Below are 14484 nucleotides of genomic sequence, written 5' to 3' on the forward strand. Positions count from 1 at the left end.
AATATATCAAGTCAATGGCTGAAACAAAGAAGATTAAGACAGCTTTGGTGTCTGTCTTTCACAAGGATGGCTTGGACGAGTTGCTCGCCAAGTTGAATGAAGAGGGTGTTAAATTCCTGAGCACAGGAGGTACTCAGAAGTTTATCGAATCTTTGGGTTATGAATGTGAGAAAGTTGAGGATGTCACCACATATCCATCAATCCTCGGTGGTCGTGTGAAGACTCTTCATCCAAAAATATTTGGAGGTATCTTGGCCCGCCGCGACAATGAGGGCGACCAGGAGCAGATGAAGGAGTATGAGATTCCTTCTATCGACCTCGTTATCGTAGATTTGTATCCATTTGAGCAGACCGTGGCCAGCGGTGCCAGCGATGCCGACATTATCGAGAAGATTGATATCGGCGGTATCTCTCTGATCCGTGCCGGAGCCAAGAACTTCAAGGACGTGGTTATCGTTCCTAGCAAGGCTGAATACAGCGTGCTTCTCGACATTCTGAAGAAGAAGGGTGCTGAGACCGACATCGAGGACCGCAAGATGTTTGCTGAGCGTGCCTTCGGTGTAAGCTCACACTACGATACAGCTATCCATGCTTGGTTTGCTAAGTAATAACTTGGCTTGCTAAGTAATACTTGGTTTGCTGAGTAACAAGTAACAAGACGAAGCAGCCGAGTAATCTCGCTACCTCTTCCCGTTCTGCATCCCAGGGCGGGAAGATGACTACAAAAAGATTTTAAGCTTAAAATATTATATTTTACATTAGAAAATGGGATTTTTTTCATTTATTCAGGAAATCGCAATGGACTTGGGTACCGCCAATACCATCATTATCAGTGATGATAAGATTGTAGTGGACGAACCTTCTGTTGTAGCCCTCGACCGCCGCACCGACAAGATGATTGCCGTGGGCGAAAAGGCGAAGATGATGTACGAGAAGACTCATGACAACATCCGTACTATCCGTCCTTTGCGCGATGGCGTTATCGCAGACTTTACTGCTTGCGAGCAGATGATGCGTGGACTCATCAAGATGGTCCACACAGGCAGCCGCCTGTTCTCACCTTCACTCCGCATGGTGATTGGTGTTCCTTCTGGCTCTACCGAGGTGGAGCTCCGTGCCGTTCGTGACTCTGCCGAGCATGCCGACGGTCGCGACGTTTATCTGATTTTTGAGCCTATGGCTGCCGCTATCGGTATCGGTATCGATGTGGAGGCACCAGAAGGCAACATGATAGTTGATATAGGTGGTGGCTCTACCGAGATTGCCGTTATCTCGCTCGGTGGTATCGTTTCCAACAACTCTATCCGCACAGCGGGTGACGACCTCACCGCTGAAATCCAGGAGTACATGAGCCGCCAGCACAACGTGAAGGTTTCTGAGCGTATGGCTGAGCGTATCAAGATTCACGTGGGTTCTGCCTTGACAGACCTGGGTGAGGAGGCTCCAGAGGACTTCATCGTTCATGGTCCTAACCGTATCACAGCCCTCCCAATGGAGGTTCCTGTATGCTATCAGGAGATTGCTCACTGCCTGGACAAGACCGTGGCTAAGATTGAGAATGCCGTGCTCTCTGCCCTTGAGAATACTCCACCAGAGCTTTACGCTGATATTGTGAAGAACGGTATCTGGCTCTCGGGTGGCGGTGCATTGCTCCGTGGTTTGGACAAGCGCTTGACAGATAAGATTAACATCCCATTCCATATCGCCGAGGACCCATTGCACAGCGTGGCTAAGGGTGCCGGTATCGCATTGAAGAATGTGGACCGTTTCTCTTTCTTGATGAGATAAAATTTTATTAGATAAGTTTCGTGACTTTGTTGGGAAGGTTAAATTCCCCCCAAGTGGCGAAACTTTAATTTTATATAATAGTATGCACAACCTTTTAGAGTTTTTGCAGAAATACAACCATTGGTTTGTCTTCGTGATTCTCGAAGTGGTGAGCATGGTGTTCCTGTTTCAGTATAACAGCTATCAGGGCAGTGCGTGGTTTTCCACTGCCAATGCCGTGACGGGAAAGATTTATGAGTGGGATGCCAATGTGGAAACCTTCTTCTCGTTGACCAAGGTGAACCAGGAACTCACGCAGCGTAATGCCTATCTGGAGCAGCAGGTGCAGCATCTTTCCGACAGTCTCTATGCCGTGACCAAGGATAGTGCCATCTATCACCGCGACCAGTTTGCCCTGCTCAAGAACTACAGACTCATTCCTGCCAAGGTGGTTGCCAACAGTCTGGATAAGCCCGACAACCTGATGACCATCGACAAGGGTAGCGCCGACGGCATCCATAAGGATATGGGTGTAATCAGCGGCACCGGCGTGGTGGGCATCGTATATCTTGTGGCCGAGCATTACAGCATTGTGATTCCTGTGCTCAACGTGAAGTCGAACATCAGCTGTACCATCCAGGGCAGAGGCTACTTCGGCTATCTGAGATGGAAGGGCGGCGTATCGGAGCTGGCTTATCTGGAAGAGGTGCCACGCCATGCCCACTTCAAGTTGGGCGACTATGTGGTAACCAGCGGTTACTCGGCTGTGTTCCCTCCGGGTGTGAGAGTGGGCAAGATATTGCATGTGTTCAACTCTGCCGATGGTCTGTCTTACCGCGTACAGTTGCGACTCTCAACAGATTTCGGCAACCTGCGCGACGTATGCGTCATCGACGACACACTGATGAAAGAGAGAATAGAGATTATGCGTGCTGCACAAGACAGCATCAAGCCCGATGGCAATACGGGCAGTAAAAACTAAAGTAAAGTAAGAGGAGATATAAAGAAGCAATGAGTATAGATATTTTAAAACGACTCGGCATCTTCGTGGTGCTCGTGCTGGTGCAGGGACTGGTGTTCAACCATATCCATCTGTTCAATTGCGCCACCCCCTTGCTGTATATCATCATGGTGCTCCATTTCCGCAGAAACCACCCACGCTGGTCGGTGATGCTCTGGAGCTTCATGCTGGGACTTTGCATCGACGTGTTTGCCAACACGCCGGGTGTTGCGGCGGCATCGATGACAGCCATCGGACTGCTGCAACCTTATCTTTTTGAACTCTTCGTGCCTAGAGACAGTGCTGAAGACCTGGAACCATCGATGCGAACCATCGGTGTGGGTTCGTACGTGCTCTACACGTTGATTATAGTACTCGTTTATAATCTGTTGTTCTTTACGATAGAGACTTTTAATTTCTTCAACTGGATGCAGTGGCTGCTCTGCATTGTCGGCAGCAGTGCCATCACCATGGTGCTGATCATGGCGCTGGAGAGTTTCAGAAAGTCGTAGGGATTTTTACCCTGAAGGAAAAAGAAGAAGAACATTCATGTCCATTGATACTTATATATATAATAAGGTATGGTAGATTACAATCTTGAGAAGCGCAGTTATGTGATTGGTGGTGTGGCGATAGTTATCGTGATAGTCTACATCATCAGGCTCTTCACGCTCCAGATTATGAGCGAGGATTACAAGAAGAATGCCGACAGTAACGCCTTCCTGAAGCAGATAGAGTTCCCTTCGCGTGGTGCCATCTACGATAGAAACGGAAAGCTGATGGTGTATAACCAGCCTTCTTACGACCTGATGGTGGTGATGAAGGAGCAGGAGGGACGACTCGACACCCTCGACTTCTGCAATTCCCTGGGTATTACCAAGGAGGCTTTCGAAAAGCGAATGGAGGATATCAAGGACCGCAGTAAGAATCCGGGATATTCCCGATATACGCAGCAGCTCTTCATGACGCAGTTGTCTGACAAGGACTTCAGCGTGTTCCAGGAGAAGATGTTCCGATTCCCGGGCTTCTATGTGCAGAAGCGAAGCGTGAGAGAATATACCTATCCGTATGCCGCCCATGTATTGGGCGATGTGGGCGAGGTTTCGGAAAGCGACATCGAGGAAGATGACTACTACCAGCCGGGCGACTACATCGGAAAGCTGGGTATTGAGAAGCATTACGAAAAGGAACTTCGAGGCGTAAAGGGTGTGAAGATTCTGCTCCGTGATGCGCGCGGAAGAATACAGGGAAGCTATCAGAACGGAAAATTCGACCAGCGACCTGTGGCAGGAAAAGACCTGACGCTGGGTATCGACGTGAACCTGCAGGCTCTGGGTGAGCGTCTGCTGCAGGGAAAGATAGGTAGTATCGTTGCCATCGACCCTAGAGACGGTTCGGTGCTGGCAATGGTTTCCTCTCCATCTTACGACCCTCGTAAGCTGGTGGGCAAGAATCGTGGTAAGATGCACCGATGGCTCTCGCAGAACCCATGGAAGCCTCTGCTCAACCGAAGCATCATGGGACAGTATCCTCCGGGTTCTACGTTCAAGACCTCCCAGGCACTGACTTATCTCACCGAGGGTATCATCACTCCGGGCACAGCCTTCCCATGTAATCACGGATTCTCTTACAAGGGACTGCACGTAGGTTGTCACGGTCACCCGTCGCCTATCGCACTGGTGGATGCCATCAGTACTTCGTGCAACGGTTATTTCTGTTGGGGACTCTACTATATGCTTGGAAGCAAGAGCAAGTATGGTTCTGTGCAGAAGGCGATGACTGTTTGGAAAGACTATATGGTGAGCATGGGATTCGGCTACAAGCTGGGCATCGACCTGCCGGGCGAGAAACGAGGACTGATTCCTAATGCACAGTTCTACGACAAGGCCTACAAGGGTTCCTGGAACGGACTGACCGTAATCAGTATCTCCATTGGTCAGGGTGAGGTGAACCTGACGCCTTTGCAGATAGCCAATCTGGGTGCTACCATCGCCAACCGAGGCTATTACTATGTGCCTCACGTAGTGCGCAAGGTGCAGGGCGAGCCGCTGGATACGCTCTATACCCGCCGACATTATACCAAGGCATCGAAGCGTGCCTACAACTATGTGGTGGCTGGTATGAGAAGTTCGGCACTGAGGGGAACCTGCAAGATGCTTTCACGCTACGACTTCGAGGCATGCGGCAAGACGGGTACGGCTCAGAACCGTGGTCACGACCACTCTGTGTTCATGGGCTTTGCTCCGATGAACAACCCTAAGATAGCCATCGCCGTGTATGTGGAGAATGGTGGTTGGGGTGCCGATTATGGTGTGCCTATCGGAGGCTTGATGATGGAGCAGTATCTGAAAGGAAAGCTGTCGCCGGCTTCAGAAAGTCAGGCAGCACAGATGCAGGCTCGCAGAATCGCCTATGGCTCTTCTAGCAGATAGTTTTCAGTTAATAGTTTATAGTTGATAGTTTATAGATTATGAGCGATAATAAACAACCGGCTGGTGTACTCCGTTCGCTTGACTGGTGGACCATCGGCATCTATCTGGCGCTGCTCAGCTTTGGCTGGATCAGCGTCTGCGGTGCCAGCTACACCTATGGTGACAATGATATTTTCAGTCTGGGTGCCCGTTCGGGCATGCAGATTGTGTGGATTGGCACTTCCATCGCCTTGGGCTTTGTTATCCTGATGATGGACGACAGGTTTTTCGATACCTTCTCGTATGTCATCTATGGCGTGCTGATATTGCTGCTCTTTGCCACGATATTCAATCCGCACAGCATCAAGGGTTCGCATTCCTGGCTGGTTCTCGGACCGCTCCGACTGCAGCCTGCCGAGTTTGGTAAGTTTGCTACGGCACTGGCTGTGGCGAAGTTTATGTCGAGCTATGGTTTCAATATCCACAACATGAAGCATTTCATGGCGGCGGTGGGTATCATCCTGCTGCCGATGGTCTGCATCGTGGGACAGCGAGAGACGGGTTCGGCACTGGTTTATTCCGCCTTCTTCCTGATGCTCTATCGCGAGGGAATGCCTGGAGCCGTGCTGTTTACGGGTGTCTCGATGATAGCCTACTTTGTGGTGGGCATCAAGTACGAGAATGTGCTGATGTGGGATACCTATACCTCGGTGGGTAAGTTTACGGTGCTGCTGCTGGTGCAGATATTCACGGCGGGCATGGTGAATTCCTATACGGGCAACAAGAAGCATGCGCTGATTATTCTGGCATATTCGGTGGGTATCACGCTGATAGTGGCGCTTTTCTCCACCTTCATCATCCCGTTCGATATCGTATGGATTCAGCTGCTGCTCTGTGCACTGATGATAGGTTTCCTGGTATATCACGGCTTGAGGACGAGATTCAGGAATTATTTCCTGATTTCCATCTTCTCGTTGGGTTCTATAGCCTTCTTCTACAGTGCCGACTACGTGCTGAACAACGTGATGGAGCCTCACCAGCGAGTGCGTATCAATGTGCTTCTGGGATTGGATGAGGATTTGGCTGGTGCCGGATATAATGTGCATCAGAGTGAGATAGCCATCGGTTCGGGCGGTTTGCAGGGCAAGGGATTCCTCAACGGAACCCAGACCAAGCTGAAGTTCGTGCCAGAGCAGGATACCGACTTTATCTTCTGCACGGTGGGAGAGGAGGAAGGCTTCATGGGTTCGGCAGGTGTGCTGCTGCTTTTCCTGCTGCTGATATTGAGGCTGATAAAACTGGCAGAGCGGCAACCGTTTAAGTTTGGGCGAATATACGGATATTGTGTGTTGAGTGTGTTCCTGTTCCACCTGTTTATTAATGTGGGAATGGTGCTGGGCTTGACGCCTGTAATCGGTATTCCGCTACCGTTCTTCAGTTATGGCGGTAGTTCGCTTTGGGGTTTCACCATCCTTCTCTTTATTTTCCTGAGAATAGATGCGGGAAGAAATCTGGTTAGAAGCTGATATAATGGATAATGTATAATGCATATATCTTGTATGATATATATATAATAAAAGGGCAAAAGCATTGTTTTGAGATGCTTTTGCCCTTTATTATGTTTTTATTTTGCCAATTCAACTTTTACTCCGATATCGCTGACGCCGGGAAGGATTTCTCGCTTCATGTCGTGGCGTATGGTGATATGGATGGAGTCGCCTTGGTTCATCTTATACATATTGATGGGGAAGTTGTATTGATAATAGCTGATTCCCTGTCTTGAGCTGGAACCGTCTTTTCCAATGAATTGGCAGAGCACGGTATCGGCTTTTTCTATGCGGTCTTCCTGCTTGTTGGCTGGATAGATGGTCTGGTCCACGATGAGTGTTAATCCTGTGAAGGGATAGGCTCCTGTGATTCTCAAACCCAGGCTTTCCTGATAGTATCCTGTGGTAAGGATGGGAGGAATGTCGAACGAGAGGGTGTCGTTCTTCTCCCATCCGGCGATAGGTGTATGGGCGTATTCGTCATACACCGTTCGCTGGAAACAGGAGGCAAGCACGAAGGTTGCCACCATCAGGAAAATGAAATTAATCATTCTTTTCATTTTTCTCTTTTCCTCCATTCTGGTTCTGTCGAGGACCTTTGTTTCTGTTGTCTTTGCGGCGGTTTCCATTTGGCTGGTTACCATTCTTTTGCTGGTTACCGTTCTTTTGCTGGTTACCACCATTTGGATTACCATTCTTCTGTGGATTACCGCCGTTTTGCTGCTGGCGGTTCTCGCCTTTTGGTCTGCGGTCGCCTCTTTCCTGCTTGTTTCCGCCTTCCTTGTCCTGGCGATTATTGTTACTGTTATTCTTGTTCTTTTTCTTCTTTTTCTTCGCCTTGTCGAATCGGCTGAGGTCTGACTCATTGAGCAGGTCGATATGCTTGGAGCTTTCCTTCACTTTTCCGTTCTCCATCAGACTGAGCGGCTTTTCGCCATTCTTGTTCAGCTCGATAATCTCCTTGGCACGGTCGGCAGTGATGGTTTCGAGGTTGGAAGCCAGATTCTTGTCGGATGAATAGGTGATGAGGCCAGCCAGAATATCCACCTTAAACTGGTAGAACTGACCATCGGCAGTTTCGAGAACGGCATCCTTAGGTGGCATCTTGCGGCTTGCCTCCACGTAGTTGTCTACCTCGTAGTTAAGACAGCACTTCAGTTTGGCGCACATACCCGCCAGTTTCTGTGGGTTGAGCGAGATGTCCTGATAGCGTGCTGCATTGGTGCTTACGCTTACGAAGTTCTTCATCCAGGTGGCGCAGCAGAGCTCTCTTCCGCAAGGACCGGTTCCGCCGATTCTGCCTGCTTCCTGGCGTGCACCAATCTGCTTCATCTCGATGCGTACGTGGAAAGCCTCGGCAAGTACCTTGATGAGCTGGCGGAAATCCACACGTTCGTCGGCAATATAGTAGAATATCGCCTTGTTGCCGTCGCCCTGGTACTCCACGTCGCCAATCTTCATCTTCAAGCCTAGGTCTTTGGCTATTTGGCGGCTCTGGATCATGGTGGCGTGTTCGCGGCTCTTGGCCTCCTTCCACTTGTCAAGGTCCACCTGCTTGGCGATGCGGTAGATGCGCTTGATGTCATCCTGCGACTTGAGGTTGGCTTTCTTGATCTGCAGTTTCACGAGTCGTCCGGTGAGTGTAACCACACCGATGTCGTGGCCCGGGTTAGCCTCCACAGCCACGAGGTCGCCCTTTCTCAGGTCTAGGTTGTTCACATTGTGATAATATCCTTTTCGGGTATTCTTGAATTGCACTTCCACGAGGTCGGTGCTTTCTGCGTTTCCTGGCACATCGGCAAGCCAGTCGTATGTGTTGAGCTGTTTGTCCTGTCGTCCTACAGCCTTGCAACATAGACCTCTGTCGCAGCCATTCCACATTCGGAATTTCATATTCTTGTAGTCCACGATGTAATCTATTTATTGTATTTTATTTATATTATGTATATATGATGCTTTCATTATTATTTTCTGATGAGGAGGACGATGACCTTCAGCGCCATGTCGAAGAAGACAATCTTGGGATTGGCATTCTGGGCGATGAACTTCTTGCTTTCCTCGAAGAGGTCGGAGATGTCGATGATGTTCGCCTCGTTGATGAATCGGGCGAAGTTCTTGGCGAAGTCCTCCTCATCCTGCGTCATGTAGCTCAGTTCCGGCTGGCGGAAGTTGTACATGAAACTCTCGCGAAGCATGTGCATGAAGTAATCCAGCATTCGCTTCTGCTTCTCTCTGCCAAAGGTGGCTACCACCTCGCTCCATTTCTTCAGGTCGTGAATGTTGCGCATGTATGCCAGTCGCATCAGCATGATGAACATATCCAGGTGCTGGCGATTTTCGTTTCCGGAGTCAAGCTCTTCCAGTGCCAGGTTCCAGTTGCCTCCTGCTATTCGGGCGATGCGGTGGGCGGTGTTTTCGTCCAGCAGTCTTCGCTCGATGAGTGCCTTCTTCACTTCCTCGTTGTCGATTTTCTTGAAGTCGATGCGCTGTGCACGGCTTCTGATGGTTTCGAGCAGCAGCTCCGGGTTCTCGCTTACGAGGAGGAAGAGTGTCTGGCGTGGCGGTTCCTCCAGGAGTTTCAGTATCTTGTTGGCGCTCTCATCATTCATTCTTTCAGGGAGCCACATTAAACTTATCTTATAGCCGCCCTGATTGGACATCATCATCAGTTCACGAGCAATGTTATTGCTTTCTTCTGCTGTGATAATGGCTTGCTTATTGAAGTCGGCATCCACCTTTCCCATCCGCTTCATCCATTCGCTGATTACAATATAAGGACCTTGCGACAGGAGCATCTCTCTCCATTCTCTAATGAAGTCAAGACTAACTGGCTTATGCTCTGATGGCATATCCGATGTCTTGATGGTAGGGAAGGTGAAGTGCAGGTCGGGATGCTCCCATTTGCCGAGCATGGAGCAGGCGCGGCGCTTCTGGTCATCGCTCATTGGGGGCAATGCCTGGGCAGCTGCAGCATCGGCTTCTTCTCTTTCGCCCAGCAGAAAACTGGCGAATGCCAATGCCATGGCTAGTTTTCCACAACCTTGCGGTCCGCAAAACATCAGTGCATGGGGCACACGATTCTCCCGAACCATCTCCATCAGACGGTTCCATATATCTTGCTGACCTATGACTTCCTTCTTTAACATTTTATTTCTTGAATTTTAAAATAGGATTTTTGCAATCTGCTTCACGCTGTCCACTGCCGATACGGTGAAGAAGTGGATATGCTTGTAACCATGGTCAAAGAGATCTTTCACCTGGCTGGTGGTCCACTCGATGCCGAGAGCTTTGGCATCTTCATCCGTCTTGCACTTCAATACCTCCTGTGCCAATGCCTCAGGAATATCGCAGTGGAATGTCTTTGGCACCATGGTGAGCTGGCTCAGTTTGGCAAAAGGCTTCAGCGCTGGTACGATAGGGATGGTGATGCCCATCTGGCGTGCCTTCTCCACGAACGCATAGAACTTCTCGTTGTCGTAGAAGAGCTGGGTTACGGCGTAAGAGGCACCTAGCTGCTGCTTGAGGAGCAACTGCTGCATGTCCATTTCCAGGTTTGGAGCCTCTTCGTGCTTCTCCGGGTAGCAAGCCACACCGCAGCAGAATTTTTCTCCCGGGTGCTTGATAGAAGTGCCGTCGAAGAAGAAACCTTCGTTAAACTGGTTCACCTGCTCCAAAAGGTCGGTGGCATGAGAATGACCGTTAGGGGTAGGAGTGAATTGGCGGTCTTCCTTCGCCTTGTCGCCTCGGAGCACAAGGATGTTGCTGATGCCCAGGAACTGGAGATCGAGCAACTCATATTCGATGTCTTCCTTCGACGCACCGCTACAGATGATGTGAGGGATGACAGGGATATCGTATTTGTTCTGGATGGCACCGGCGATGGCTACAGTGCCAGGGCGGCGACGCACACGCTGGCGAGTGAGGAGACCGTTTTCCAGTTCCTTATATACATACTCGCTGTGGTGTGTGGTTATGTTGATAAACCTCGGGTCGAATTCCTTGAGGCTGTCGATGGTGCGGAACAGCGCTGCTGTGCCATTACCCTTGAGTGGTGGCAGAACCTCGAACGAGAAGCCTCGTTTATCGCCCTGTTGATGTAAAAAATCTGCAATGTTCATATTACGTAATATCTATTTTCCCTTATTTGGTTGCAAATTTACAAAAAAAATGGGGGAAAACCGCACGTTATCCGTAATATTTATAGAGAAAAAGATAAAAATCAGAAATTAAAAGATAAATTATAACCTAAAGTAAAATGGAACAGCAAGAAAAAGGCTCCAAGGCCTATTTAATTTCAATCGTGATGGTCGCCGTATTGGGCGGCTTGCTTTTCGGTTACGATACCGCAGTGATATCGGGTGCCGAGAAGGGTTTGCAGGCATTCTTCAAGGGTGCCGGGGATTTTGAATACACCGATGTGATGCACGGATTCACTTCTTCCAGTGCTTTGATTGGATGTATCATAGGTAGTTCACTTTCTGGTCTCTTTGCCAGTCGTTTTGGTAGAAAGCGATCGCTCATCTTTGCGGGTATCTGCTTCTTCCTCTCGGCGTGGGGATCTATGGAACCGGAAACGTACATCCTGCCTCAGGGACATCCAGACTGGACGCTCCTGGTGGTGTTTAACTTCTATCGCGTGCTCGGTGGTATCGGTGTGGGTATGGCTTCTGCCATCTGTCCGATGTATATCGGCGAGGTGGCTCCTAGCAACATCCGCGGTATGCTGGTAAGCTGGAACCAGTTTGCCATCATCTTCGGTCAGCTGGTGGTTTACTTCGTCAACTTCATCATCATGGGCTCGCATGCCAATCCTATCTATGATGCTGCGGGTGCCATCGCCAACATGGTGGATGCGCAGTGGACCATTGAGACGGGCTGGAGATACATGTTTGGAAGTGAGTGTGTGCCAGCCGGCTTGTTCACCTTCCTCATCTGCTTTGTACCAGAGACTCCACGTTATCTCGTGATGGTGGGACAGGATGAGAAGGCATACGGCATTCTTGCTAAGATTAATGGTGCAGAGAAGGCGCGCGAGATTATCCACGACATCAAGAACACGGTGACCGTGAAGACTGAGAAACTGTTCTCTTACGGATTCATGTGTATCTTTGTGGGTGTAATGCTTTCTGTATTCCAGCAGGCTGTGGGAATCAATGCCGTGCTCTATTATGCGCCTCGTATTTTCCAGGATATGGGCATGGGTAACCCGATGGTTCAGACTGTGATTATGGGTATTGTGAATATCTCGTTCACGCTGGTTGCCGTGTTTACCGTAGAGAAGTTGGGTCGCAAGCCATTGCTTATCTTCGGTTCCATCGGTATGGCAGTGGGAGCACTGGGCGTAGCCCTCACCTTCGGTAATGAATCTTTGAGTACGGTTACGATGCTGAGCATCATGGTATATAGTGCCAGCTTCATGTTCTCTTGGGGTCCGATTGCGTGGGTGCTCATCGCCGAGCTTTTCCCGAACACCATCCGTGGTGCAGCTGTGGCAATCGCCGTAGCCTTCCAGTGGATCTTCAACTTCATCGTCAGCTCAACCTTCGTTCCGATGTTCAATATGCACTTGACGCCGGGTGATGACTTCGGTCATTGGTTTACTTATGGCTTGTATGGAGCCATCTGTATCGTAGCCGCTATCTTCGTATGGAAGCTGGTTCCTGAGACCAAGGGCAAGAGCTTGGAGGATATGAGCAAGCTTTGGAAGAAAGATTAATTGAATTTCAGAAGAAAAAAAGGGGCGCGATAGTCTATCTCGACTGTCGCGCCTTTATTTTAGTTTTCTCACTGAGTGATAAATTCAGAGCATATATTTGTAAGTTGTTTTATTTAAGAGAGTATTAACTATATATTCTATTAAGAGTATTTCAGTGTCTTATGAGAGATAAATTCTCTCTGATAAGTTTTTTCTGTTTTCTTACTTACCTGTCTTCTTCCATGCATTGCGAATTGCAAAAGCTACAGTGGAGTTGGATTTGTTGATGGAGTTACTGATGTAACCTGTCTGATTACCATCTACCCAAAGCTGGTAAAGATAGAACTGGAATCCCAGCTGTCTTGGCTCCTTGAGTGTACAATAGCCATAATACATCTGGTTAGGCATGAAAGCCAACTGCACCTTGTGACTCTTGTTATTTTCACCATAAGTCAGGTTCAACTCAAGTACGCTAGGGCATGCAATGTAATATGCTACCTCTGAAGTACTGTTTGGCATTACATTATACTTGCAGGTGATAGTTCTTGGTGCCTCCTTTGCGATAGCTGCCGACAACTCCTTGTCAGAGATGTGCTCTGCAAGCGCTGCAACAGGGAAGTTTGATATGCTCATGGTGCTATCGTTGTACATGCTAATGCGTACAGATGAAGCCACTGAGTCGATCTGGTTGTTGACATTGGCTTTGTTCTTCTTTTCAAAGAGGATGACCATGTCGTTGTATGAACCAATAGACATAGCTGCCTGGAAACTCTTCTGTGTTTCAGGAGCTAGAGGAGTGAAGCTGTTGTCGCTATCAGTGTTACATGATGTGAAAGACAAGGCTGCCACGAAGGCTGCCAGAATAGAGAATAATGTAATCTTCTTCATTTTTTTTCTGCTGATGTTTATTTCTTTTATTTATTTGTCGAACAGTATTTGCAAGGATTTCTAAACCCTGCTTTTTCAAGCAGGTTTTCCCGCACTATTTCTATTAATAAACTCCCGAATTGCCGAAAACTTGCATCCATTTTTGTTAAAAGCAGTTAAAAAGTAGAAGAATATCTGTAAGATACTGCTTTTTTGTCGGATAATCTTGGCAGAAATGATAGAAAGCACTACTTTTGTGATGCTCTTTTGAAACATCAAAGACTCAAGAATGAAAGAATAAAAATACAGGATTAGGAATTATGGAAAGAAAAAGTAGAAAAATCAAGATGTGGATGATGGCGGGATTTATCGCCTTGCTCTCATCCTTTATGTTGTCTTCATATGAATTGCCGGTTGCTCAGGCTGATGCTCCGGGACTAGAGATTCCGGTGGTTCAGAAGAAGGCTGCGAATGGCAAGGTTTCTGGAACCATCAAGCGCCGATTCGCCTATACCGTATCTTATAACCATGGTACCCGACAGCCTAACTGGGTGGCATGGACTTTGACCCGTGCCCATGCATCGGGAAAACTGAAGCGTGGCGATTTTGAGGATGATATGGATATGCCATCACCTAAGGGTACGAAGGCTGATTATTTCAATACGGGTTTCGACAGGGGACACCTGTGTCCGGCAGGCGATAACAAGTGGAGCCAGAAGGCGATGGATGAATGTTTCCTGATGACCAACATGTGTCCGCAGACTCATGCCCTGAATGCGGGCGTATGGAACAGTATCGAGCAGCAGTGCCGCACTTGGGCTAAGAAGTATGGCAAGGTATATATCGTTTGCGGACCTATCTTTCTGAACAAGCAGCATCGCAAGTTGGGCAAAAACAAGGTGGTGGTTCCCGATGCCTTCTTCAAGGTGATTCTCCGCACAGGCAAGAATCCTCAGGCCATCGGCTTTATCTGCAGAAATCAATCAGCCAAGGGACTCCAGAAGAAGGACTTCGTGAACTCTATAGATGAGGTAGAGCGTATCACCGGCTACGATTTCTTCTCGAAACTTCCGGATAACGTAGAAAAGAAGATAGAGGCGAAAGCTGATTTATCCAATTGGTAAATAAAAGGTTTTATCCGCCGATGGCGGATAGAACTTAAATCGATATGTTGAAAGGGATAGAAACGAAAAAAGG

At 48.6% G+C, this 14484-nt stretch carries 13 protein-coding genes; 8 read left to right on the forward strand and 5 right to left on the reverse strand.

Annotated elements, in window-relative coordinates; translation table 11 throughout:
- Nucleotides 1-14: 14 nt before the first annotated feature.
- The 6 genes from KUA49_RS16850 (at nt 15) to rodA (ending at nt 6704) form a co-directional block, all read left to right on the forward strand.
- On the forward strand, nt 15-608 hold the full coding sequence (locus tag KUA49_RS16850) for an IMP cyclohydrolase (RefSeq protein WP_089544052.1): 594 nt from the start codon (nt 15-17) through the stop codon (nt 606-608).
- Nucleotides 609-765: 157 nt separating this feature from the next.
- Entirely contained in the window at nt 766-1788 is a 1023-nt protein-coding gene (locus tag KUA49_RS16855; RefSeq protein ID WP_203040912.1) for a rod shape-determining protein, read from the forward strand.
- 82 nt (nt 1789-1870) lie between these two features.
- Nucleotides 1871-2749 carry a rod shape-determining protein MreC gene (mreC, locus tag KUA49_RS16860; protein WP_203040913.1) on the forward strand — a complete coding sequence of 293 codons (879 nt, stop codon included), beginning with the start codon at nt 1871-1873 and terminating at the stop codon, nt 2747-2749.
- Nucleotides 2750-2778: 29 nt separating this feature from the next.
- Nucleotides 2779-3279, forward strand: coding sequence for a rod shape-determining protein MreD (gene mreD / locus KUA49_RS16865; protein WP_203040914.1), 501 nt, complete (start codon nt 2779-2781; stop codon nt 3277-3279).
- Nucleotides 3280-3348: 69 nt separating this feature from the next.
- Nucleotides 3349-5199 carry a penicillin-binding protein 2 gene (mrdA, locus tag KUA49_RS16870; protein WP_218411679.1) on the forward strand — a complete coding sequence of 617 codons (1851 nt, stop codon included), beginning with the start codon at nt 3349-3351 and terminating at the stop codon, nt 5197-5199.
- A gap of 38 nt (nt 5200-5237) precedes the next feature.
- Nucleotides 5238-6704: a rod shape-determining protein RodA gene (gene rodA / locus KUA49_RS16875; RefSeq protein ID WP_218411680.1), complete on the forward strand. Its 1467-nt coding sequence runs from the start codon at nt 5238-5240 to the stop codon at nt 6702-6704.
- Between the two features lie 98 nt (nt 6705-6802).
- Here the strand turns inward: rodA and KUA49_RS16880 are convergent, their stop codons facing one another.
- Genes KUA49_RS16880 through KUA49_RS16895 form a run of 4 tightly spaced genes read right to left on the reverse strand, consistent with a single transcriptional unit; the run spans nt 6803 to nt 10843 of the window.
- Nucleotides 6803-7276 (reverse strand): gliding motility lipoprotein GldH, encoded by a 474-nt coding sequence (locus tag KUA49_RS16880; RefSeq protein ID WP_318331640.1) that lies wholly within the window; start codon nt 7274-7276, stop codon nt 6803-6805.
- A complete protein-coding gene (gene ricT, locus KUA49_RS16885; protein WP_203040918.1) occupies nt 7269-8633 on the reverse strand; it encodes a stage 0 sporulation family protein in 1365 nt (454 codons plus the stop codon). Before ricT ends, KUA49_RS16880 begins: the two co-directional genes overlap by 8 nt.
- Nucleotides 8634-8689: 56 nt before the next feature.
- Entirely contained in the window at nt 8690-9871 is a 1182-nt protein-coding gene (locus KUA49_RS16890) for an ATP-binding protein (protein WP_203040919.1), read from the reverse strand.
- A gap of 15 nt (nt 9872-9886) precedes the next feature.
- Entirely contained in the window at nt 9887-10843 is a 957-nt protein-coding gene (locus KUA49_RS16895; RefSeq protein ID WP_218411681.1) for a methylenetetrahydrofolate reductase, read from the reverse strand.
- A 137-nt stretch (nt 10844-10980) separates the two neighbouring features.
- On the opposite strand from KUA49_RS16895, the gene xylE reads away from it, so the two are divergent.
- Entirely contained in the window at nt 10981-12441 is a 1461-nt protein-coding gene (gene xylE / locus KUA49_RS16900) for a D-xylose transporter XylE (RefSeq protein ID WP_203040921.1), read from the forward strand.
- 201 nt (nt 12442-12642) lie between these two features.
- Here xylE and KUA49_RS16905 read toward each other — a convergent pair whose 3' ends face one another.
- On the reverse strand, nt 12643-13308 hold the full coding sequence (locus KUA49_RS16905) for a DUF4840 domain-containing protein (RefSeq protein WP_218411682.1): 666 nt from the start codon (nt 13306-13308) through the stop codon (nt 12643-12645).
- A gap of 299 nt (nt 13309-13607) precedes the next feature.
- Between KUA49_RS16905 and KUA49_RS16910 the strand changes: the two genes are divergently transcribed.
- Nucleotides 13608-14411 carry a DNA/RNA non-specific endonuclease gene (locus tag KUA49_RS16910; RefSeq protein ID WP_218411683.1) on the forward strand — a complete coding sequence of 268 codons (804 nt, stop codon included), beginning with the start codon at nt 13608-13610 and terminating at the stop codon, nt 14409-14411.
- The last annotated feature ends 73 nt before the right edge of the window (nt 14412-14484 follow it).

Source organism: Segatella copri, from assembly GCF_019249655.2.
In the GTDB taxonomy this organism is placed as follows: Bacteria; Bacteroidota; Bacteroidia; order Bacteroidales; family Bacteroidaceae; genus Prevotella.